This is a genomic window from Deinococcus apachensis DSM 19763, assembly GCF_000381345.1.
Lineage (GTDB): Bacteria > Deinococcota > Deinococci > Deinococcales > Deinococcaceae > Deinococcus > Deinococcus apachensis.
The window spans coordinates 107887-130136 of the sequence record NZ_KB906401.1; the positions used below are offsets into that span (position 1 = coordinate 107887).

The 22250-nt window shown below is 71.1% G+C and carries 18 protein-coding genes and 1 pseudogene; 8 read left to right on the forward strand and 11 right to left on the reverse strand.

Annotated elements, in window-relative coordinates; all coding sequences use genetic code 11:
• Positions 1-36: 36 nt before the first annotated feature.
• From F784_RS27790 to F784_RS0108900, 4 genes and pseudogenes are all read right to left on the reverse strand, one after another.
• A pseudogene (locus F784_RS27790) lies at positions 37-735 on the reverse strand (helix-turn-helix domain-containing protein); the annotation flags it as partial.
• Between the two features lie 73 nt (positions 736-808).
• A complete protein-coding gene (folE, locus tag F784_RS0108885; protein WP_019586377.1) occupies positions 809-1420 on the reverse strand; it encodes a GTP cyclohydrolase I FolE in 612 nt (203 codons plus the stop codon).
• A gap of 120 nt (positions 1421-1540) precedes the next feature.
• Positions 1541-2755, reverse strand: coding sequence for an adenylosuccinate synthase (locus F784_RS0108890; protein ID WP_019586378.1), 1215 nt, complete (start codon positions 2753-2755; stop codon positions 1541-1543).
• Positions 2756-3189: 434 nt separating this feature from the next.
• A complete protein-coding gene (locus F784_RS0108900; protein ID WP_019586380.1) occupies positions 3190-4698 on the reverse strand; it encodes an E3 binding domain-containing protein in 1509 nt (502 codons plus the stop codon).
• A gap of 237 nt (positions 4699-4935) precedes the next feature.
• On the opposite strand from F784_RS0108900, the gene F784_RS0108905 reads away from it, so the two are divergent.
• The 4 genes from F784_RS0108905 (at position 4936) to csaB (ending at position 9643) form a co-directional block, all read left to right on the forward strand.
• Entirely contained in the window at positions 4936-5970 is a 1035-nt protein-coding gene (locus F784_RS0108905) for a Glu/Leu/Phe/Val dehydrogenase family protein (RefSeq protein WP_019586381.1), read from the forward strand.
• A 94-nt stretch (positions 5971-6064) separates the two neighbouring features.
• The gene (gene udk / locus F784_RS0108910; protein ID WP_019586382.1) at positions 6065-6679 is read left to right on the forward strand and encodes a uridine kinase; all 615 of its coding nucleotides are present in this window, start codon (positions 6065-6067) and stop codon (positions 6677-6679) included.
• 91 nt (positions 6680-6770) lie between these two features.
• Positions 6771-8675 carry a DUF5693 family protein gene (locus F784_RS22730; protein ID WP_245557801.1) on the forward strand — a complete coding sequence of 635 codons (1905 nt, stop codon included), beginning with the start codon at positions 6771-6773 and terminating at the stop codon, positions 8673-8675.
• Positions 8672-9643, forward strand: coding sequence for a polysaccharide pyruvyl transferase CsaB (gene csaB / locus F784_RS0108920; protein ID WP_019586384.1), 972 nt, complete (start codon positions 8672-8674; stop codon positions 9641-9643). The genes F784_RS22730 and csaB overlap by 4 nt, the downstream gene beginning before the upstream one ends.
• A 94-nt stretch (positions 9644-9737) precedes the next feature.
• Here csaB and F784_RS0108925 read toward each other — a convergent pair whose 3' ends face one another.
• Positions 9738-10205, reverse strand: coding sequence for a PaaI family thioesterase (locus F784_RS0108925; RefSeq protein WP_019586385.1), 468 nt, complete (start codon positions 10203-10205; stop codon positions 9738-9740).
• A gap of 21 nt (positions 10206-10226) precedes the next feature.
• Positions 10227-11180 carry a CobW family GTP-binding protein gene (locus F784_RS0108930; RefSeq protein ID WP_019586386.1) on the reverse strand — a complete coding sequence of 318 codons (954 nt, stop codon included), beginning with the start codon at positions 11178-11180 and terminating at the stop codon, positions 10227-10229.
• A gap of 61 nt (positions 11181-11241) precedes the next feature.
• On the opposite strand from F784_RS0108930, the gene F784_RS0108935 reads away from it, so the two are divergent.
• A complete protein-coding gene (locus tag F784_RS0108935; RefSeq protein WP_245557803.1) occupies positions 11242-13074 on the forward strand; it encodes an ABC transporter ATP-binding protein in 1833 nt (610 codons plus the stop codon).
• Here F784_RS0108935 and F784_RS0108940 read toward each other — a convergent pair.
• The 4 genes from F784_RS0108940 to dnaX all read right to left on the reverse strand — a co-directional run bounded on the left by F784_RS0108940 (position 13037) and on the right by dnaX (position 18143).
• Positions 13037-13306 (reverse strand): hypothetical protein, encoded by a 270-nt coding sequence (locus F784_RS0108940; protein WP_019586388.1) that lies wholly within the window; start codon positions 13304-13306, stop codon positions 13037-13039. The two genes, F784_RS0108935 and F784_RS0108940, sit on opposite strands and share 38 nt — an antisense overlap.
• Positions 13307-13324: 18 nt before the next feature.
• A complete protein-coding gene (locus F784_RS0108945) occupies positions 13325-13813 on the reverse strand; it encodes a flavin reductase family protein (RefSeq protein WP_019586389.1) in 489 nt (162 codons plus the stop codon).
• Between the two features lie 28 nt (positions 13814-13841).
• On the reverse strand, positions 13842-15521 hold the full coding sequence (locus F784_RS0108950) for a family 10 glycosylhydrolase (protein WP_245557805.1): 1680 nt from the start codon (positions 15519-15521) through the stop codon (positions 13842-13844).
• 351 nt (positions 15522-15872) lie between these two features.
• Entirely contained in the window at positions 15873-18143 is a 2271-nt protein-coding gene (gene dnaX / locus F784_RS0108955) for a DNA polymerase III subunit gamma/tau (RefSeq protein ID WP_019586391.1), read from the reverse strand.
• A gap of 270 nt (positions 18144-18413) precedes the next feature.
• Between dnaX and F784_RS0108960 the strand changes: the two genes are divergently transcribed.
• Genes F784_RS0108960 through recA form a run of 3 tightly spaced genes read left to right on the forward strand, consistent with a single transcriptional unit; the run spans position 18414 to position 21429 of the window.
• Positions 18414-19619, forward strand: a complete 1206-nt coding sequence (locus F784_RS0108960) for a CinA family nicotinamide mononucleotide deamidase-related protein (RefSeq protein ID WP_019586392.1) — start codon at positions 18414-18416, stop codon at positions 19617-19619.
• Positions 19616-20353: an RNA 2',3'-cyclic phosphodiesterase gene (thpR, locus tag F784_RS0108965; protein WP_019586393.1), complete on the forward strand. Its 738-nt coding sequence runs from the start codon at positions 19616-19618 to the stop codon at positions 20351-20353. The genes F784_RS0108960 and thpR overlap by 4 nt, the downstream gene beginning before the upstream one ends.
• Positions 20350-21429, forward strand: coding sequence for a recombinase RecA (gene recA, locus F784_RS0108970; protein WP_019586394.1), 1080 nt, complete (start codon positions 20350-20352; stop codon positions 21427-21429). The genes thpR and recA overlap by 4 nt, the downstream gene beginning before the upstream one ends.
• A 242-nt stretch (positions 21430-21671) precedes the next feature.
• Here recA and F784_RS0108975 read toward each other — a convergent pair whose 3' ends face one another.
• Entirely contained in the window at positions 21672-22250 is a 579-nt protein-coding gene (locus tag F784_RS0108975) for a biotin transporter BioY (RefSeq protein WP_019586395.1), read from the reverse strand.

A 22250-nucleotide genomic window follows, 5' to 3' on the forward strand; every position in this document is an offset into this window, starting at 1 on the left:
CTGCCGCGCGGCGCTGACCCCAGCGAAGCGTCCGGGACTCATGCGGGCCAGCGCCCCGAACTCCTTGGTCAGGTGGGCCTGGTCGCTGAACTCCAATTCGTAAGCTAGTGTCGTCAGCCGCAGCGATGGATTCAGGCCGATGCGGCGCTGGACCTCGCCGAAGCGGACGAGGCGGGCGAGCCACTTGGCGTTCAACCCGACCTCCTCCCGGAAATACCGTTCAAGTTGCCGGGGACTGAGGTTCAGTTCGTTGGCCAGGGCCGTGATCTTCGTTGTCCCGTGCGAGGCGTAAAGCTGCCGCGCGGCCCTCACGCCCTTACCTGGCGCTTCTGTCTGAATGCGGCACAGGTCCAGCATCCACTCCTCCAGGGCCTCCCGCGCCGCCGCCCAGTCCCCGAGTTCGAGCAGGCCGCAGATTTGCCGCGCCAGAGGTTCACGAGTGAGGTCCAGGCCCGACCCCTCCCCGCCCAGGAGCCGTTTCGCCCCCCAGGGAAAGAGGTGGGCCGTGAGCGTGCGGCCCCCGCCACGCGACTCGATATCCCGGGCCACCAATTGAGGGCCGCAAAGCGTTGCCCGCGCGGGGCTGCCGCTTCCCGCACGAAAGCTCAGCCGCACCAGATATTCCGGCATCTCCCGGTGGGCCCACAGCACCGCGCTGTGGGTGAAGGCCTTCTCCTCATACGACCGGACCCACGCGCTCAGACGTGGGTCGGGCAGGTACGTGCGGAAGATCATGCTCTACTTTGCGCGGAAGGCGCGGCGTTTGCCTACTGTGTTCGTCGGGCAGCAGGGCCGGGAAGGTTCTCGCTCAGCGCCCCCGCAGCGTGGTCTGCACCGCGCTCATGAACTCGGCGCGGGTGCGGGCGTCCTCCTTGAAGAGGCCGCGCATGGCGCTCGTGGTCGTGCTCGAATTCTGCTTCTGCACGCCGCGCATCGCCATGCACAGGTGAACGCCCTCCATCAGCACCGCGACGCCACGGGGGTTCAGCAACTCCTCCACCGCGTCGGCGATCTGGGTGGTGATGCGCTCCTGCACCTGGAGGCGGCGCGAGTAGAGGTCCACGATGCGGGCGAATTTGCTCAGGCCCAGGATCTTGCCGTCGGGAATGTAGGCGATGTGCGCCCGGCCGTAGAAGGGCAACATGTGGTGCTCGCACATGGAGTAGAACTCAATGTCCTTCACGATCACCATTTCAGAGCCGTCGGCAGCGAACACGGCGTCCCCGGCGGCGTCGGCGAGCGTCTTGTGATACCCGGCGGTCAGGAAGCTCCAGGCTTTCGCCACGCGGTGCGGCGTCTTTTGCAGGCCCTCGCGGTCGGGGTCCTCGCCGATGGCGGCCAGCCAGTCCTGGGTTAGGACGCGCAATCCGGGCACTTCCTGCCGCTCTTCGGCAGCGCTGATGGTGGGGGGAGTGGTCAAGGTGCGGTTCTCCTTCCCGCGCCGGGACGCGGCACGAGTGAATAAGCCCGAGTGTAGGCCCGGCCCGGGTGCAGGACTGTAGGGAAAGCTTTCAGCCGTCGGGCGGCCAGCCCCCCCCCCTCACGCCCAGTGGACCTCGCCGTACGTCTGCTCGCGGGCCGGGCCGCACGAGAAGATCACGACGGGGCAGTTCACCGTCTCCTCGATCAGGTCGAGATACGCCTGCGCCTCCCCGGGGAGGTCAGTGCGGCTGCGCACCCCCTCCGTGCTGGCCCAGCCGGGCAGCTCGCGGTAAATCGGTTGGCCCTCTGAGCCGTACTCCACGCAGACTTTGACCCGGTCCAGGCCCGAGAGGATATCCATCTTGTTGATCACCAGGCCGTCGAGGCCGTTCACGTCCACGGCGTAGCGCAGGAGCTGGAGGTCAAGCCAGCCCACCCGCCGGGCCCGGCCCGTCGTCGTGCCGAACTCGTCCCAGGGCTTGGAACCGTCACCGCGCAGGCGTACCTCCATCTCGCCGAACACCTCCGTCGGGAAGGGACCATGGCCCACGCGGGTGTTGAAGGCCTTCGCCACGCCGTACACCTGGCCGACCGCCTTGTGATTCACGCCCGCGCCCACGAGGATGCCGCCGACCGTCGGATGGCTGCTCGTCACGAAGGGGTAGGTCCCGTAGTTCAGGTCGAGGAGGGTGGCCTGCGCGCCCTCGAACAGGACGTTCTCGCCGTCCCTGATCGCCTGCCGCAGCTCCGCGCCGGTATCCCGGACGAAGGGCAGCAGCGCGTCCCGGATGGGGAGCAGGTAGCCCAGCGCGTCCGCCACGGTTGTCCAGCCCGCGTCCCGGGTGGAGTTGGGCTTGGCCTCCAGCAGCCGCTCGACCCGCTCACGCAGCACGCCGTCGTCCGCGAGGTCGCCGAAGCGGATGCCCACCCGCCGGGCCCGGTCCGCGTAGGCGGGGCCGATACCGCGCCCAGTCGTGCCCACAAAATCCTTGCGCCCGTCCACGTACTTGTGATGCGGCAGGACGAGGTGCGCCCGGTCACTGATTCGCAACTCGGGGTTCAGCCCGCCGTCGAGCAGGTTCTGGCGTTCGGCGAGGAACTTCTCGGGGTCAATCACCATGCCGTCGCCCAGCACGCTGACCGGGCCCTCGTGCAGGACGCCGCTGGGGAGCAGGTTGAGCTTGAAGGTCTGCCCCCGCGCCGTGACGGTGTGTCCGGCGTTCGCGCCCCCCTGATAGCGCACCACGTAGTTCGCCTGCGGGGCGAGGAAATCGGTGATCTTCCCCTTGCCCTCGTCCCCCCACTGCGCGCCGATGATTGCAATTCCAGGCATCCGAGGCCTCCCGCCGCGCGCTCAGACTGGCTTCTTTTGCCCGATAGGACCAAAAAAAAGCACGGCGCGCGGCACCGTGCCTGAGTGTAACCCGGAGGCGGGGTGGCAGAGGCCCGCTGTCCAGAGGGCTATAGGCGATTGGCCTTGTTGCGCGGGGCGGATGCCCGGGACCGGCTGTCTCCTGAATGGGCCACGCCGAAGTGCGCCGCACTCCCCCACCTCGACTCCCCGCCAGGGCCGAGCGAAGCGCGGGAGTCTTTCACAAAGGAGACGTGTAGAACAACAAAAACGCCTCCCCCTGGAGGGGGAGGCTGGGACTCGCAGAGCTGCTTGCAGAGGGGTGAACGGGCCGGGCGTCGGGGACCAGGAGGAGGAATGAGGCCTCCTGCTCCGGCGACTGATTGAGGAGCCCCACTGGACTCCTCAATTAGTCTTCAAATCACCAGGATGATCGGCTCTTCCAGCGTCGCAGCCACACTCGCCAGGAACCGTGCCGCCCTGACCGCGTCCACGTCCCCGTTCAGGGTCAGCGCCGCGCGGCCGTCCTGCACGCGGCCCACGCTGAGGGTGACCGTGTGGCCCAGGTGCAGGTCGTCGAGGTCGAGGGCGCCCGCGTCGATCACGAGCAGGTCGGGCGTGCCGGAGTGTTCGCCCCTCAGGGCGGCGAGGGCGTCGCGCAGGCTGCCGGACTGCACCGGGCGGGCCTGATTCACGTCCGTGTCCTGCACAGCGACCGTACCCAGGTCCAGCCCCTCGGCGTGACGGGCGGCGGCGCGGGCCACGAGCAGTGCGAGCGGCACGTCCTGCCCGAGCGCCGCGGTGAGCTGGCGGCGCAGCTCGGCGGCAGGGGCGAGGTTGGCGTCGCGGCGCAGGTAGGCGCCGAACCAGACGGCCTCGCGGGGACGGGCCGCCTCGGGGACGGGCTGCACGGCGGGCGCTGCGGGTTCGGGGAGCGCCGCCTCGGGCTCCGCCGCCTGGGCCTCGGGCTGCTCCTCCATGGCCGGGACTGCGGGAACTTCGGGGGCCAGGGCGACCGCCTCGTCGGGCTCCACCTCGGCCACGTCGCGGACCCCGGGCTGGAGTTCGGGAGCTGGGGCGGGGACCTCGACCACGGGCGCCTCGACGACGGGCACCGCGGCCACGGGGGCCTCGACCTCGGGAAGCTGGGGGGTGGGGATGGGCCGAGCGGCGGCTGCCGGGATTTCGGGTAGCAGGGGTGCCGGGGTGGGCGGGGCGGGGGGAGCGGCAGGGGTGGGCTCGGGCTGGGCCGCGGGCTGCTGGTACAGCCGCGAGAGCAGGCCGCCCAGGCCACCGCGCAGGCCACCTGCGGGAGCCGCCGGGGGCGGGGTGGGCTCGGCGCGGGCCGCGACGGGCTCGGGCTGGGCCACGGCCGCCAGGCCGGGGGTGTGCCCTGCGGGGGCGGCTGGCCGCTCGCGACCCAGGACCGGGGCGGGGGGCACGAACTCCGGCGCGGGGGCCGCGAGCGGGGCCACCTCGGCGGCGGGGAAGGCGGGGGCCGCGAAGGCCGGGACCTCGGCGGGTCGGCGCTCCGGCTGCGGCACGGGCGGGAGCTGCTCGTCTTCCTCCAGCTCGAACTCCAGGGCCTCCTCCTCCAGGGTGGCAGGGGCGGGCGCGGTGGGCTGCGGCTGCGCGACGAGCGCGGCGAGGTCCTGGTCCACGCCCGCGCTGCTCAGCATGTCCATGGAGGGCATGCCGGGCGCGAGCAGGCCTCCGCCCGGGGGCAGCTCGGTGCCGTTCCACTCGGGCGGGGGCGCGTCCACCGGGGTGGACGGGGGTTCTTCCTCACCGCTCATGATGCGGGAGAGGTAATTCAGGATGTCCTGTTCGACGATCAGGCCGCCTTCGCCGCTGCCGTGCAGGTTCCGCCAGTCGATGCCGTTCGCTTCCGCCAGGATCTTGGCGAGCGGAGCAATCCGTTCCATTCATGTCCCCCTTTGCGCGCCCCTGGTCGGGGCCTGGTCGCCACCGGACTGCTGTGTCCGTCTGTGGCCGGTGCGCTGTCGCATGGGTGTCAGAGTGCCGCCTCGGCCCTGACAGGCTTCTTTCAGAGGAGGGAGCAGAATCGAACCTCTTTCCCTAACCCCTTCCCGCCAGATGCTAGGCTCGGGGAGTTGCCGCGCCGCCCGCGAGAGGGGGACCCCGCGCGGCCGGGAGTTTGAATGCAGATATTCGAGGAGATCCAGTCACGCGGGCACGAGGCCCTGACGTTACTCCACCACGCCCCCAGCGGCCTGAAGGCCGCGCTCGCGGTCCATTCGACAGTGCTGGGTCCGGCCATCGCGGGGGTCCGGCTGCGCCCGCTGGACGAGGAAAACGCCATCCGGGGCGCCCTGGCCCTCAGCGAGAGCCTGACCCTCAAGGCCGCGCTGGCAGGTCTGAACTACGGGGGCGGCGCCTGCGTCCTGCTGATGCCGGAGGCGGGGGTGGAGGACCCCCACGCCCGCGAGGCCCTGTTCCGGGCACTGGGCCGCAAGGTGCGGGCGCTGGAGTCCCAGGTCGTGCTGACCGAGGACATCGGCGTGACGGGCTCGGACATCGCCTTCGTGGCGCAGGAGACGCCCGCCACGCTGGGCGTGAACACCGATACGAGCAGCGTGACGGGCTACGGCGTGTACCGGGGCATGAAGGCCGCCGCCCGTTACGCGCTGGGGAGCGAGAGCATGCGGGGTGTGCGGGTGGCGATCCTGGGCCTGGGCGCGGTGGGCCGCAGCCTGGCCGGGCACCTGCACCGCGAGGGGGCGCGCCTGACGGTGGCCGACGCCCGGCCCGAGCGGGCGCAGGAACTCGCCGACGATCTCGACGGGATCACGGTCGTGGGGGCGAACGAGTTGCTGGACGTGCCCTGCGACATCCTCTCGCCGTGCGGGTACGGACACTCGGTTCGCAGCACGGACGTGCCCCGCCTGCAGTGCCGCCTGATCGCGGGGGGCGAGCATCACCCCCTCTCCCGCCGGGGCGAGGCCGCCGTGAAGGAGGCCGGGATCATGTACATGCCCGACTTCGCCATCAACGCGGCGGGCCTGATCGCCGCCGCCACCTCGCTGACCCCCGAGCAGGCCGCCGAGCGGGTGTACTCCACCGTCTCGCGCGTCGCCTCCGTCGCCGAGCAGTACGGCAAGGCCCCCCACGTCGTCGCCCGGCGCATGGCCGAGCGGCGCATCGACCTGATCGGGAGCCTCGGGAGGGGGGCGTGAGGAGAGCCATCCGCCGTCAGCTGTCAGCCGTCAGGGATGACTCTTTTTCTGAACGCTGTCTGCTGATCGCTGACCGCTGCCCTGGAGGCGCCCGATGACCTCCCCCTTCGTCATCGGCGTGGCGGGCGGTTCGGGAAGCGGCAAGACGACCGTGACCCGGCGGGTGATCGAGACGGTGGGGGCGCAGGGGGTGGCGGTCCTGAATCAGGACAACTACTACCGGGCGCAGGACGACATCCCCTTCGAGGCGCGGCTGAAGACCAATTACGACCACCCAGCGGCCTTCGACTGGACACTGCTGCGCGAGCAACTGGACGCGCTGCTCTCGGGCGTGCCCATCGATATGCCGGAATACGACTTCACCCAACACACCCGCTCGGCCCAGACGACCCGGATACTCCCCGCGCCCGTCGTGGTGTTGGAGGGCTTCTTCGCCCTGTACGACCCGGACCTGCGCGAGCGGATGCACCTCAAGGTCTTCGTGGACGCCGACGCCGACGTGCGCTTCATCCGCCGCCTGCTGCGCGACACCCAGGAGCGGGGGCGCACCCCGGAGAGCGTGATTCACCAGTACCTGGAGTTCGTGCGGCCCATGCACCTGAGCTTCGTGGAGCCGACCAAGCGGTACGCGGACGTGATCATCCCGCACGGGGGCATGAACGAGCCCGCGCTCGACATGCTCGCCGCCCGCATCCGCACGACGATCTGAGCCCTTCCCCCTTTTGGTGGATGACCGCCTGACCTATCCCCGGCAGGCTGGCCCCTCTCCTCCTCCCCCCAGGCCCCCTCCCCCTTCTAGGATGTCTCCCGTGACCGAGCCGAACCCGACCCGCCCGCCCCTGTCTGCCCGGCCCCCCTCCGGCCCGCTTGTGGCCCCCGCGACCCCCGCACCGCCGCCCACCCGCCACCGCCTGACCGTGCCGCTGCTCGCGGTGATCCTGCTGTCGCTGATCCCGGCGCTCGTGCTCGCGTGGCAGCGGGTGCAGTTCGAGCAGGCACAGAAGACGGTCGCGCTCGTGATGGACTACCCCGCGATGGCGGTACAGGCGCAGCGGGTGGGCCTGACGCCGCAGCAGCTCCTGGACCGCTACAAGGCGCTCGGCGTGAACGGCGCGGCGGTGTACGACGACGTGATCGGCAACCTGGTGCAGCGCGGCGAGATCTACGAGAAGCGGGGCGCCGACCTCGCCGCCGAGAACCCCGGCTCGGGTGCGAACCCGCAGTGGGTGTACCTGCGCTCCCTCAAGCCGGGCGTGGCCGAGGCCCTGCCGCAGCGCTACACCATCCCCACCCGCGAGGTCACGATTGCCGGGCAGAAGTGGGTGGGCTGGCCGACCGACCCCGACTTCCTGCCCGCCGGGCCGCCCCGGGACATCCTCGCCAGTCTGAAGGCGCAGGGCATGGTGATCGTCTACCGCCCCTACGACGACGAGGCGCTGCGCGAGCCGGGCGCCGACTGGCCCGCCGTGCCCTTCGTGGCCTTTACCGGCGACGAGGTGATCGGGGCCCGGACGCCGGAGCGCCTGGAGAAGATTGACGAGCGGCTGGGGAACCGCCTGCCCGCGATCATCGAGAACTCGGAGCAGCTCGGCCTGGACACGCTGGTCGAGACGCACGGCGGCGCGCGGATGTTCGCCCTCAACCCGAGCTGGCAAAATCGCATCGGGCCGGAGGCGACCGCGAGCAAGTACGCCCTGGCGGCCCGCGAGCGCGGCCAGCGCCTGCTGTACCTGCGCCCCTTCCCGACCGTGTACGAGACCGAGCAGTTCCTGAGGCGCACCTCCGACCTCCTCCAGCGCTCGGGGGTGAAGGTCGGCGACCCGGTGGTTCGGCCCTTCCAGCCCAACGACACGCTGCGCGTTCTGAGCCTTTTCGGCCCGCTCGCCGCGCTCGTGCTGCTGGGCCTGAGCTTTCCGCTGCCCCGGCTGGGGCTGGCGGTGGCGGGGCTGGCCGCCCTCGCCGCGGTGGGGCTCAACGGCGGACGGCCCTTCGAGAGTGCTGCGCTGATCGCCGCCATCACCTTCCCGGCGCTGGGCCTCGTGCTGCGCCGCTCGAAGGTCACCGACTGGTTCCTGGCGACGGGCCTCTCGCTGGTCGGCGTGCTGTTCGTCTCGGCGCTGGGGGCCAACCGGGACAGCGTGCTGGGGCTGGAGCCCTTCCGGGGCGTGGGCCTGACCCTCCTCGTGCCGCTGGTGTTCGTGGGCCTGAGCTTCCTGCCGCGTCAGGACATCCGTCAGACGGCGCGCGACCTCTACCACACGCCGCTGCGCCTGGGCGACATCGCGGTGATGGCGCTGGGGCTGGCCGTCTTCGCGCTGGTGTTCCTGCGGCGGGGGAACACCAGCTCGGTGGGCGTGAGCAGCACCGAGGCGCAGGTGCGGCAGGACCTCCAGGACACGATCATCCGCCCGCGCTTCAAGGAACTCGCCGGGCACCCGCTCGCCATCGTGGGCCTGAGCGGCGTGCTGCCCGGCTACTTCAGCCTGCTGCTGATCCTGGGCGGCGTGATCGGGCAGGCCAGCATCCTGAACACCTTCTCGCACTTCCACACCCCGCTGCTGATCAGCGCGGCCCGCTGCTTCATCGGGCTGGGGGTGGGCCTGCTGCTGGGCCTGATCGCCATTCCGGTCCTGAACTACGCCCTGCGCCTGTGGACCACCTTCGGCACCCGCCGCCCGGTCCGCGAGCGCGAGGTGCAGGCGTGAGGGTCGCCGTCAGCGGCTACTACGGCTTCGGCAACACGGGGGACGAGGCGATCGCGCTGGCAATCACCCGGCAATTGAAGAAACAGGGGGCCACACCCCTCCTCCTTTCCAATACACCTGAGGAAACCGCCCGCGCCTATGGCTGCGAGAGCGCCGCCCGGATGCGGCCTGCCGCGCTGCTGGGCGCGCTGGCCCGTTCGCAGGTCGTGCTGTCGGGCGGGGGCGGCCTGCTCCAGGACCGGACGAGTGGGCGCACCCTCACCTACTACCTGGGGGTGATCCGGGCGGCGCGGCTGCTCGGCAAGCGAGTAGTCGTGTTCAACCAGAGCGTCGGCCCACTCAGCGAGGAGGGAGGGCGGCGGGTGGCGGCGGCCTTGAAGGGCGTGCGGGTGATCGTGCGTGACCGGGGCAGCCTCGACACGCTGCGGGGACTGGGGATCGAGGGGGAACTCGGCGGCGATCCGGCCCTGCTCCTCTCCCCCACCCCGAATCTCACGCGCGACCCCGACCGGGTGATCGTGGCGCCGCGCGGGGACGTGACCGACGCGACCGAGGGGCTGCGAACGGTGGTGGGACGGCTGCGTGACCGGGGCCGCCGAGTGACCGCCCTGAGTTTCATGCCCGACCACGACGACGAGGCGGCGCGGAACCTGGGCGCCGACGACGTGTTGAGCACCCGGGACCCACAGGTGGCCCTCGACGCCATTGTGGAGGCGGGCTTCGTGGTCGGGGTGCGGCTGCACGCGGTCATCCTCGCCGCCGCCGCCGGGGTGCCCTTCCTGGGCATCGCCTACGACCCCAAGGTGGCGGGCTTTTGCGCGGACGCGGGCGCCCCCGCCCACCCGACGGCCCTCGACCCCGAGACGGTCTGCTTCCAGGCCCGCAGCCGCACGGCCCCAGACTGGACCGCCGTGGCCGAGATGAAGGCGCGGGCGGAGCGAAGCTTCACGCGGGCGCTGGAGCGGTAGGCGGGGACAGGCAGAGGGGGCAGAGACCAACCGAGTCCTCTGCCCCTCTGTTTTTGGCATCAGGGGACACGAGACAAGGAGGACCGTTTCCCCCTCAATCCCCCCCATGCGTCACCACATTGCAGGTGCAGCGCGCCAGGGTTGTCGTCCGGCCCCGCTCGTCGCGCACCTCGACCGTCCAGACCAGCACGCTGCGGCCCCGGTAGGCAAGGGTAGCCTCAGCCGTCACAAAGCCGCCCATCACGCCCCGAACGTGAGTGCCGTTGACATCCACCCCGACGGCAACCTGCCGCCGCGTGTCCAGATTGAGCCAACTGCCGATGCTCGCCAGTTCCTCCGCCAGGGCGAGGCTCGCGCCGCCGTGGAGCCTTCCGGCGGGCTGGCGGTTGCCCTCGACGGGCATGCGGGCGGTCAGGCGCTCACGGGTCGCCGTCAGCATCTGAATGCCCAACCGCTCCCTCAGCGTGCCCGAGAGGCTGACGAGCCGCGCGGCGAGTTCCTCCGGCGTCAGCAGGTCCAGTTCCTCGGGGGCGGGCAGGTTCAGGTCGGGGTGCAGGGTCATGGGGGGAGGATACCCGCCTCCTCAGGTCGCCACTTCCACCCCGCATCCGGCGAATGCCGCCGCGTACTCCGCCCGGTCCAGGCCCCGCCCGATGAAGACCAGTTCGGTCCTCCCGTCCGCCTCGTCCCAGGCGTCAGCGGTGAAGAGGTCGCGCACGGCCTGGAAGAGAATGCGCTGCGGGTAACCGTGCAGGCTCAGGAAGCCCTTCACGCGCAGCACCTCGGCGGGGCGCGAGAGGATGAAGTCGGTCATGAAGCGCTGCCAGCGGTAGGGATCGAGGGGCGAGCCCGCGCGCAGGGTGAAGGAGGTCAGGCCGGGGGTGTGCCGCACCGGCTCCGCGTCCTCCAGCATGCGCGGGTCGAAGTCGTCGCGGGCGAGGAGGGCCCCCGCGTCAATCTGCCCGCGCTCCACCCGCACGATCCGGGCGAGGGGATTCACGCCGCGCAACACCCCCTCGGCGTGCCCCTGGAGGGCCGGGTCGGCGAGGTCGGTCTTGTTCAGCACGATCACGTTCGCGTAGGCGAGTTGCCGCGCCGCCTCGGGATGGTCTTGCAGGGTCTGGAGGGCGTGCCGGGCATCCACCACGGCGACGAGGGTGGTCACGCGGAAGGCCGCGCGCACGGAGCGTTCCAGCAGCGTGGTCAGCACGGACGTCGGATCGGCCACCCCGCTGAGTTCGACGAGGACGGCGTCCGGCTTCTGCTCGCGCATACCGATGGTCACCAGCGAACGCAGCAGGTCGTCCCGTCCCGTGCAGCACAAGCAACCCGCGGTCAGCTCGGTCACGTCGTCCTGAAGCCGCTCAATCAGGCCGCCGTCCACGCCCGTAGCTCCAAACTCGTTCACGATCACGCCCAGCCGGTGAGGCAGCGAGCGGATCAGGTGGTTGACGAGCGTGGTCTTGCCCGCCCCCAGGAAGCCGCCGATCACCACGACGGGAATACGCTCATCGGGGGCGGGAAGGGAACCAGTCATGCGGGCAGGATAGGGCGCTCGCCCCCTCTCTGACTGCGAGGAGGGGGGGTAGCCTGCCCGGGTGACAGTCCCCGTGTCCCCGGCACCCCCTTCCCCCAGCGTCACCCGCCGCCTCTACGGCCTGCTCGTCCCCTACCGGCGGACCATTGCGCTGGGGCTGGTGCTGCTGGTGGGGAGCGTGGCGGCCGAGCTGTACCCGCCGCTGGTGTGGATCAAGGTGGTGGACAAGGGCCTGCCCGCGCGGGATTTTACCTACATTGCCTGGCAACTCGCGCTGCTGGTGGCGGTGTTCGGGCTTCAGCAACTTCTCTCCGCGTGGCGGGGCCTGCTGCTGGAGCGGGCCGGGCAGCAGCTCACGCTCGACCTGCGGCTCGCCGTGTACCGCAAGCTCCAGGGGCAGTCGGCGGCGTACTTCGAGTCGCAGCGCACCGGGGACCTGATCGCGCGGGTGACGGGCGACGTGGACGGCCTTCAGGACGTGCTCGTGCGCGGGACGGACACGGTCCTGGCGAATGCGCTCCGGCTCGTCGGGGTAGCGGCCATCTTCATCGCGCTGCAACCGCTGCTGGGTTTTCTCGTCATCCTGCCCATGCTCGCGGTCGGGCTGATGCTCTCGCGGTACGCGAAGACGGTGCGGCCCGCCTACCGGGCGGCGCGGACGCGGCTGGGGGACCTCAGCGCCCTGATCACCGACCGCCTTGCAGGCATCCGGGTGGTGCAGGGCTTCGCGCGGGAGGGGGCGGAGCTGCGGCGGGTGGAGGCCCTGGGTCGCGAGCTGTACGACGTGCAGGTGCGGGCGGTCGCCCTGCGAAACCAGGCCTTCCCCCTCGCGCGCTTCGTGGCGAACTTCGGCAACGTGATCATGCTGGGGGGCGGGGTGCTGTTCATCCTGGCGGGGCGCTTCACGCTGGGCGGGCTGCTCGCGTACCGGGGCTACGGGCGCTACTTCTACGGCCCCATCGACGACCTCGTGAACATCGGCGACCTCCTCCAGCGGGCGGAGGCGAGCGGGCGCCGGGTCTTCGAGGTGCTGGACGCCCCGGTGAGCGTCGCCGAGCGGCCCGGCGCGTGGCCCCTCCCCGAACCCGTGCGCGGCGAGGTGCGGTTCGAGGCCGTGACCTTCGGCTATGACCCCGCCCGCCCCGTGCTGGAGGACGTGATCCTGACCATCCCCGCTGGGCAGCGGGTGGCGGTCCTGGGCGAGTCCGGCGCGGGCAAGAGCACCCTGCTCAGCCTGGTAACCCGGGGATACGACCCCCTCTCCGGGCGGGTCCTGCTCGACGGGGTGGATGTACGCGACGTGACCCTGGAAAGCCTGCGGACGCACGCCGTCACCATGCCGCAGGACACCTTCCTCTTCCACGACGCGGTGCTGGAGAACGTGCGCTACGCCCGGCCGGAGGCTTCTCTGGAGGAGGTCGAGGACGCCCTGCGCGCCGCCCACGCCCTCGATTTCGTGCAGGCGCTGCCACAGGGGCTGAATACCGTCGTTGGTGAGCGCGGGGTGCGGCTCTCCGGTGGCCAGCGCCAACGCCTCGCCATCGCCCGGACGCTCCTCGCCCGGCCCGCCGTTCTGCTCCTCGACGAGCCGACGAGCGCCGTGGACGCCGAGAGCGAGGCGCTGGTGGTCGCCGCCCTGGGTGACCTGATGCGTGGGCGCACGGCCCTGATTGTGACCCACCGCCTCAGCCTGGCGCGCGGGGCTGACCGCGTCATCGTCATCGAGGGGGGGCGGGTGGTCGAGGACGGTCCTCCCGCTGTCCTGCGAACCCGAAACGGGGCCTACGCGGCGCTGGAACGCGCGGCGCAGCAACTCGACGGCACCCTTCCCGACACTTCCCCCGACGGAACCGCCCTCAACGCGGTGTCAACGCGCGGATCATCGCCCAGGTGACCAGCGCGGCCGTCAGCAGCCCCAGCACGACGAACCAAGTGGGCGCGCGGCCCCCGTTCACCTGATTCGCCGCCGCCCACCCGAGCCGCAGGTTCACGAGAGCGAACACCAGCAGGAAGGCGTCGAGCGCGTCTAGGCTCCCCCCACTTCCCAGCCTCAGCGGGTACGACACGAGGAACGTCAGGCCCGCCAACGCGAGTGCGATCAGGAGTTGCAGGGCGTAGGGGGGCATAGCGGGAGCCGTCTCCCCTCACCCCAGCTCGTGGTACTGGCCGCGGAAGTACAGGAGGGGATCGTCGTCGGTGTAGCGGGCGTACTCGACCAACCCCAGATAGAGGGTATGGTCGCCCGCCGGGGTGGCCTCCTGCTTGCGGCAGACGAGTTGCGCCACGCTGCCGCCGATCAGGGGCAGGCCCTCGTGGAGGAACCAGGGCACCGCCTCCTCGGGGCCGGGCTTGCCAGAGAAATGGTCGCTGAGGTGGCGCTGGGTGCTGCTCAGGATGCTGACGCCGAAGCGCGTCACGTCCTCCCGCGAGAGCAGGGCATGCATTCCGGCGCGGTGGTCCACGCTCACCAGGATCAGCGGCGGCGTGAGGCTGACCGACACGAAGGCGCTCGCCGTCATGCCCCGCCGCTCCTCGCCGTCCGTGGCCGTGACCACCGTCACACCGCTGGCGAAGCGGCCCAGCGTCTGCCGGAATTCATAGGGGGGAATACCTTCGGAAACGGGGGAGGTCATGGGGGGAGTGTAGCGAGTGACGCGGACCCTACGGCTTTCCGCTCGCCGCGGGCGCGGTGTCCCGCACGAGCAGGTCGGGATAGCGGATTACACCCACCTCCGGCACCGGCTCGGCCCAGCGCTGGCCGCTGACGCGCACCTCCACTGGGCCGGGGGCCAGGTTCAGGAAGCCGTAGTGGCCGCCGCCGTCCGTGACCGTACGGGCGATAACCTGCCCACCCCGCAGGGCCTCCACCGTCCGGCCGCCGGGTGTGGCGGTGCCCACCACGCGCCCCAGCAGGCCATGCATGTTGCGGGGCTGCCCATTCCAGGGCAGCGGCGTGGCGAGGGGAGCGCCGGGAGCCTTCAGGACGGTGCGGATGGCATTCAGCCCCTCCCCGGTGGTCTGGCGGGTGCCGTACACGTCCAGGGTGGGCGTGCGGTACGAGTACCCCACCCAGCCCAGGCCCGAGGCCACCGTACGGGTCGCCTGTGAGGCCGTCACGTCAGGTGGGTTGAGGTACAGGGCCGTGCCGCCCGCGACCTCCGCGTTGCCGCGCACGCTGGCGGCGAAGGCGTTCCAGCCGTCCAGCCAGCTTCCCTGGTCGCCCACCGCGTCGCGCTTGTAGTTCATCAGGACGTTGAGGTCCAGCAGGCCCTCGCGCATCCAGGTCGGCCAGTCCTGAAGCACATCAGCGTAGGTGCGGGTCTTGTGAAATGCCGCCAGGTCGCCGGGCAAGGGCGGGGGGCCGTAGGTAATCGTCGCCGCGCTCACCCAGGCGGTGGGACGCAGGGCCTTGACCTCCAGCGCCACCCGGCGCACCAGGGCCGTGACCTGCTCGCGCTTCCAGTCCTGCCAGCGGGGATCGGCGGGAGCAGGCGTGCCCCGCGTTCCCGTCTCGGCGCGGTAGCGGGCCAGCGTCTTGGGGTCGTAGCCCCACCCTCCCCCGTCGGGGTAGCGGATGCGGTCAAGCTGGATGCCGTCCACCGGGTAGTTCCGCACCAGGCTGACCACACCCGCCACCATGAAGTCGGCGGCGGCGGGGATTGCCGGGTCGAGCCAGCCGTCCAGCCCCTCCTGCCAGGAGCCGTCCGGGCGGCGCGAGAGCCACGACGCCGCGCCCGCGTTCGGCCCGTGCAGCCGTGCGACATGCTGGGGGTTCTTGTTGGGCACCTTCGCGTTGACGGCCCCCGTCACGCTGACCCACGCGATCACCCGCATCCCGCGGGCATGGGCCAGCCGCGTCACGATGGTCAGGGGATCGAAGTTCTTCTCGAAGTCGGCGTCGGTGACCGGCGGCAGGCTGGAGTGCAGGCACAGGCAGTCGCCCCGGCGAATCGCCTGCACAAACAGCGTGTTCACCCCCAGCGCGGCGGCCTCCTCGACCACCTGGGCCACCTGGGCGCGCGTCTTGAGCCCCGGCCCGAAGGCGTCCACCCACAACCCGCGCAGGGTGCTGATGGGCGGGGTGGGCACCACGACTGGGGCGGCCGGAGCCGGGACGGGAACCGCAGGAGGAGGAGCCGCCGTGACCGGAGCTGCGATGACGGGCGCCGTCGTGGCTGGAGTTGGCACAGCCGGAGCTGGCGCAACCGGGGTCGCCGGGGCGGGGACGACCGGAGTCGTCACCGGGGCGGTCACCTCCGCCGCTGCCAGGGGAGCGAGCGCCAGGACCGAGAGGGTGGGGGCCAGCAGCGTGACGAGGCGCGGGAGGGAGAAGGTCTTCACGGGCTGGAGGCAGGGTAGCGCAGCGGCGGGGGGAGAACGTGAAGCGCCGGGGTTCACGTATTGGGGGCGGGGATGAGGCGGCAAGGAGCGCTTATTGCGGAAAGTTCGGCAGCGAAAGCATCAACAACTCCTCCCCCTTGAGCTGCGAAGCAGAGGGAGGAGGCCGGGACCCGTAGAACTGCCTGCGGAGGAGGGGAGCGGGCACGACCCACGGCGTGACCGGAAGGGGAGGCAGGCCATCTTGGCGGCGTCCGAGGTGGTCACACGTCCCATCACCCCGACCCTCTTCCACAAGGGGAGGGGGAAATGTACGTCACCTCCCTCAGAGAACATCTGGCCCAGCGACGGGAACTACGCCCCCTCGTCCTCCTCCTCGCTCTCCTCGGCGGCAGCGGTGGCCGGGGAGGGGTTGCGGTTCTTGCCGATCTCGCGCACCCGGCCCGAGAAGCGGCTCTTGATCTCCTCGTACATCGGATGGGCGCGGATGTCACCGGGGCGGCTGGGGGCGGACGCGGCGGCCTGGGCCGTGGGGCGGGGCTGCGCCCGGGGAGGAGGGCTGGGCCGAGCGGGCACCACGTCCGCAAAGGGTGCATCCTCCAACGTCGGGGGCGGGCCTTCCACCGCGCCGCCAATGTCGCCCCAGTCGGGCTCCTCGGTGATCGCCTCGACAATGTAGAGGTCGCGCGCCGCGCCGGGGGGAGGAACACGGTCCCCGGCCTGCGCGTCGGCAGGTGGGGGGGGCGGGTCCGCCGCGTGGTCCTCCCAGGGGGCCGCACCCGTTTCAGGCAGGGGGGCAGGGGCCACGTCGTCCGGGCTGGGGGGTGGGGCTGGGCGCAGGGGCGCGGGCCCCGGCGTATCGAGGGTGGCCGTGGCGGCGCGGGGCTGGACCTGTGAGGCCTGTGCCCGGGGAGGGGCGAGGCGTTCGGCGGGCGTACGCTCGATGGGTTCAAAGGCCGGGCCGCGCGAGGTGCTTCCCGCCGTCCGGGGTCGCGGGGTGGGGTCGAAGGCGGGCACTTCCACCGCCTGCTGGGCACGGGCCGGAGAGGGTACCGGGCCAGAAGGCGGCGGTGGCGCCGGGGTTCCTCCTCCCCCTCCGCCATCCGGTCCGCGCCCGCCCAGGGTCACGCGGCGGCCCCCCTCGGGCGCGATCAGCTCGAAGGTCACGGGGCCGAAGACCTTCAGGACCAGCGCGGCAACCTCGTCGAACTTGGAGGCGACCTGCTTGGCATGAAAGGCATTCTTCTCGTCGTATGCGAGGCTGACGTAGCCGGGTTCGGCGTGCGTGCGGGCGGGCTTGAGGAAGGCGCGCAGTTGCATGCTCGCCTGCCGGGTCACGTCGGCCCAGGTGCCCTGTGTGGCGGGTGGAGTGGCAGGGGCTGGAGTTGGGACCGCCCGGGTGGATGTGGCCTCGGCGGCCGGGGCGGGAGCGCGGCGTCCCCCCGGCTCGAAGGCGGGAATGTCGCTGGCCGAAGCGGGGGCGGCACTCCCCCCACTCGCCCGCAGGCTTGCCAGTTCCTTTTCCAGCCGGTTCAGCCGCTGGGTCACGTCGGCGGGAACGGCGGCCGGGGCACCCGCTGCCACCCCTCCCCCGCTATCAGCGGCAAGCAGCGCGTGCGTCAGGGCGAGTTCCAGACTGAGCCCGTCCGCCGAGCGGGCGAAGCGGGCCTCCTGCTCGTCGAGCGCGGCCTGGAGCTTCAGCAACCGGGGCACGTCCGCCCCCTCCAGCGCCTCGCCCTCCAGGCCCAGCTCGGCGTGCAGGGCGGAGGCGAAGGCGGCGACCAGCCCCTCGACGATGGTGCGGGCCGCGAAGCCCTCCCGGTACAGGGCGGCGGCCCCGGTGATCGCCGTGCCCGCGTCCCCCAGCACGAGCGCCCCCGCGACTGTCCGCACCCGCTCGCCCGGCGGCAGGCCCAGCGCCTCCTCCACTCCGGCGCGGGTGACCGCCGTCCCTGCCGCCAGCATCCGTTCGAGCAGGCTCTCGCCGTCGCGCATCGCCCCGTCCGCCAGCCGCCCGATCAGGTGCAGTGCCTCGGGCTCGGCGGTCACGCCCTCGCGCCCGGCGATTCCCTCCAGCTTCCCCGCGATCTCCTCGGGCGTCAGGCGGCGGAAGCGGTAGTGCTGGCAGCGCGAGAGGATGGTCGGGATGATCTTTTCCGGCTCGGTCGTCGCCAGGATGAAGATGACGTGGGGGGGCGGCTCCTCCAGCGTCTTGAGGAGGGCGTTGAAGGCCGCCCGGCTCATCATGTGCGCCTCGTCGAGGATGTAGATCTTCTTGCCGCCGCGCATCGCTGCGAGGCCCACCTTCTCGCGCAGGTCGCGCACATCGTCCACGGAGTTGTTGCTCGCCGCGTCAATCTCCAGCACGTCGGGGTGTGAGCCGTTTCTCACCGCCAGGCAGCTCTCGCACTCCCCACAGGGCTTGGGCAGCGGCCCGGTGCAGTTGGCGGTCATGGCGATCAGGCGAGCAGTGGTCGTCTTGCCCACCCCGCGCGGCCCGGAGAAGAGGTAGGCGTGCCCCACCCTCCCCTGCTCCAGGGCGGCGCGCAGCACGTCCTTGACGTGTTCCTGGCCCACGACCTGATCCCAGCGGATCGGCCGGGCGCGCTGGTAGATGGCGCTCATGGGTGCGCTCCCAGTGCAGGAAGTGGGAAGGGGTCAGGAGTCAGTGGGAAAGACAGAAAAGACAACCCACCCACCACTGACTCCTCACCACTCACCGCAGACCTCTTCACCCGCCCAGTGTACCGGGGCCGCTCGGGGCACGGGGTGAGGGAAACTACCCGCCGCGACCAACGGAGAATGGGACCCGCCGCGCCGAGCATGGACATACACTTCTGGCATGTCCCCCCTGGCATCCTGTTTCGCTATCCCCTATACTCAGGCGAGGTTGTTATGCCCCTAGCAGAAATTATCAGCGTGGGAACGGAGCTGCTGCTCGGCGAGATCGTCGACAGCAACGCCGCTTTTCTCGCGCGTGAACTCGCGGCGCGCGGCGTGACCCTGCACCGCAAGACCGTGCTGGGCGACAACCTGAATCGCGTCTCCGAAGGCATCCGGCTGGCCCTCTCCCGCGCCGACCTCGTGATCGTGGGCGGAGGCCTGGGACCCACTGACGACGACCTCACGCGCGAGGCGATTGCCGCCGTGCTGGGCGAGACGCCAACGGAGGACCCCGACCTGCTCGCGTGGCTAGAAGGGCTCTACACCTCCCGGGGCCGCGTCATGCCGCAGGTCAACCGCAAGCAGGCGTGGCTGATCCCCTCCGCCGAGGCGCTGCCCAATCCGGTCGGCACCGCACCAGGCTGGTTCGTGCGGACGAAGGGGAAGTTCATCGTGGCCCTGCCCGGCCCGCCCCGCGAGATGCACCGGATGTGGCGCGAGCAGGTGCTTCCCCGCCTGCCGCTACCCGACCAGGCGCTGTATGCCGTCACCCTCCACACCCAGGGCATCGGCGAGAGCAATCTCGCGGAGCTGCTGGGCGACCTGACGAAGGCGGCCAACCCGAGCGTCGCCACCTACGCGCGCAAGACGGGTGTGGATGTGCGCGTGGCGGCGAGTGCCCCGACCGGGGAGCAGGCCCGCACCCTTGCCGCCCCCGTGTTGGAGACGGTGCGCGGGGCGCTGGCCCGCTGGACCTGGGGCGAGGACGGCGACACGCTGGCCGGGGCCGTCACCCGCAGGCTGGAGGGCCGCACCCTCGGGGTAGTCGAGGCCGGGAGCGGCGGCGCCCTGTCCCTCCTCCTCGCCGACGAGCCGGGCTTTCTGGACGCGGCCGTGACGGAGAATCATGCGCGGTTGATTACGCTGGGCCTCACGCCCGTCACCCTGCGTGACGAGGGCGTGGTCAGCGAGGCGGCGGCCCGTGAACTCGCGGCGGGCGCGCGGGAACACCTGGGCGCGGACGTGGGGCTGGCGGTCGTGACGGCGCCGAGCGGCGAGGGAGCTGGGCAGACTTACGTGGCCCTGAGCAGCCTGATTGTGGAGAAGGTCGCCACCGTGAACTGGCCCGGCGACGCCGCCCAGATCCGCGAGCGGGCCGCCGTCGCTGCCCTCGCGCTCGCCTACCGCGCCCTGCGTCCCGCCGAGGTGGAGGTATGACGCGCACGAAGATCAGAAAGACGCCCCGGCCCGCCGCGCCGCCTGTGGAGGAGGCTCCTCAGATCGAAACGCCCGAGGTGACCCCTTCCCCCGCGTCCCGCGCACCGCGTCCCGCCTCCCAGGAGCAGGACCGCACCCTCCGCCTCTTCTATGCCCTGAAAGTCCCGAGCGACGTGGCCGCCCCCCTCGCGGAAGGGCAGAAGCAACTACGCGGCAACTGGCGCCCGGTGCGCGCCGACCAGTTCCACATCACGCTCGCCTACCTGCCTGCCGTGCCGCCCGAGCGCGTGGACGACCTCAAGCGGCTGGGGGCGGCACTGACGAAGGACATGCCACCCCTGCCTATCCGCCTGCGCGGCACCGGCTACTTCCCCAACGAGGGCAGCCCCCGCGTCTGGTTCGTGAAGGTGGAGGCCGAGGGGCTGACGCACCTCGCCGTCGGGCTGCGGATGGGAATCAGGGAGCTGGGGCTGGAGACCGACGACCTCCCCTTCAAGGCGCACGTCACCCTGGCGCGGAAAAAAGGCCCCGCGCCCCGGCTCTCGCCCCTCACCTTCGACCTCGGCTGGCAGGCGGGGAACGCCGCGCTCATCCGCAGCACCCTCCGTAAGACCGGCCCGATTTACGACACCGTGAGCACCTTTCGCTTCCGGGGAACAGCCAGTGAAGAGGCCGTACCCCCAGCCACTTCCCCCTCACCACAGACCCCTTCCCCCACCCAGGAGACGCCATGAGCAAGGAAAGCACCAAGGATTTCGGCACCCCCGGCGACAGCAAGGAACGTACCAAGGCCATCGAGACGGCCATGAGCCAGATTGAGAAAGCGTTCGGCAAGGGCTCGATCATGCGCCTGGGCGCCGAGAGCAAGCTGGACGTGCAGGCCGTCTCCACCGGCAGCCTCAGCCTCGACCTCGCGCTCGGTGTGGGCGGCATTCCGCGCGGGCGCATCACCGAGATTTACGGCCCCGAGTCGGGCGGCAAGACAACGCTGGCGCTGGCGGTCATCGCGCAGGCTCAGAAGGCCGGGGGGACCTGCGCCTTTATCGACGCCGAGCACGCGCTTGACCCGGTGTACGCCCGTGCCCTGGGTGTGAACACCGACGAGCTGCTCGTGTCGCAGCCCGACAACGGCGAGCAGGCACTGGAGATCATGGAACTCCTCGTCCGCTCGGGCGCCATCGACTGCGTTGTGGTGGACTCGGTCGCCGCGCTGACCCCCCGCGCCGAGATCGAGGGCGAGATGGGTGACAGCCTCCCCGGTCTCCAGGCCCGCCTGATGAGCCAGGCCCTCCGCAAGCTGACCGCCATCCTGAGCAAGACGGGCACCGCCGCCATCTTCATCAACCAGGTGCGCGAGAAGATCGGCGTGATGTACGGCAACCCCGAGACGACCACGGGTGGCCGCGCGCTGAAGTTCTACGCCTCGGTGCGCCTCGACGTTCGCAAGATCGGCCAGCCGGTCAAGCTGGGCAACGACGCCGTGGGCAACACGGTGAAGGTCAAGACCGTCAAGAACAAGGTCGCGCCCCCCTTCAAGGAGGTCGAGCTGACGCTGATGTACGGCAAGGGCTTCGACCAGCTCTCCGATCTGGTGACGCTGGCCTCCGACATGGACATCATTAAGAAGGCGGGCTCCTTCTACTCGTACGGCGAGGAGCGCATCGGCCAGGGCAAGGAAAAGGCCATCGCCTACATCGCCGAGCGCCCCGAGATGGAGCAGGAAATCCGCGACCGCGTGCTGAGCGCTATCAAGGAAGGCCGCGCCACCGATGTGGGCGCCGTGGCCAGCGTGCCCGCCGTGGCGGAATAAGAGCAGCCAATCAAGGAGGCCCGGTCTGACTGACGACCGGGCCTCCTCCTTTTTCAACTCGTCCTGTCCCCGCCATTTCCCCTATCCCACCCCTCCTCCTTTCAGCGGATGCCGCCGTCCTGCGCTCCGGGCAAACTGAAGTCACGCTTCGGGTGGGGCTTCCGCACGGGACGCATCGACAACCCACCCGAAGACGGAGCCCCCACCCGAGTGAAGGTGGGGGCGTTCCAGTGGGGCGCCGATCAGCGTTTGCGCGCGAACGCCCACGCCCCCGGCAGCAGCAGCGCGGCCAGGGCGATCTTCAGGCTGTCGCCGAGCAGGAAGGGCGTCAGGCCCGCGTTCAGGAGGGCCTGCCCCTTCAGCCCCGTCACCAGGCCAAGCCACGTCAGGCCGAAGGCGTAGATAACAGCGCTGGCGACCAGCATGGCGAGCGCCGCGCCCACGGGCTTGCGGTCCAGGGCGTACCGCTGCACCAGCCAGCCGACGGCGGCGGCGGCGAAGATATAGCTCAGCAGGTAGCCGCCCGTGGGTCCCGCGAACTTGGCGAGGCCCGCGCTGCCGCCCGCGAAGACGGGCAGCCCGGCCGCCCCCGCGAGGAGGTACGTCGTCAGGCTGGCCGCGCCCCGCTTCCAGCCCAGCGCGGCGCCAATGAGCAGAACGGCGAGCGTCTGGAGGGTGACAGGCACGGGCTTCAGCGGGATCTCGACCTGCGCGACGAGGGCGACGAGGGCCGCGCCGCCGAGGACGAGCAGGGCGTCACGAAGGAGACTGGGCGTGGGGGCCAGGGTGCGGGCGAGGGTGGGGTGAGCAGCTTGGGTCAT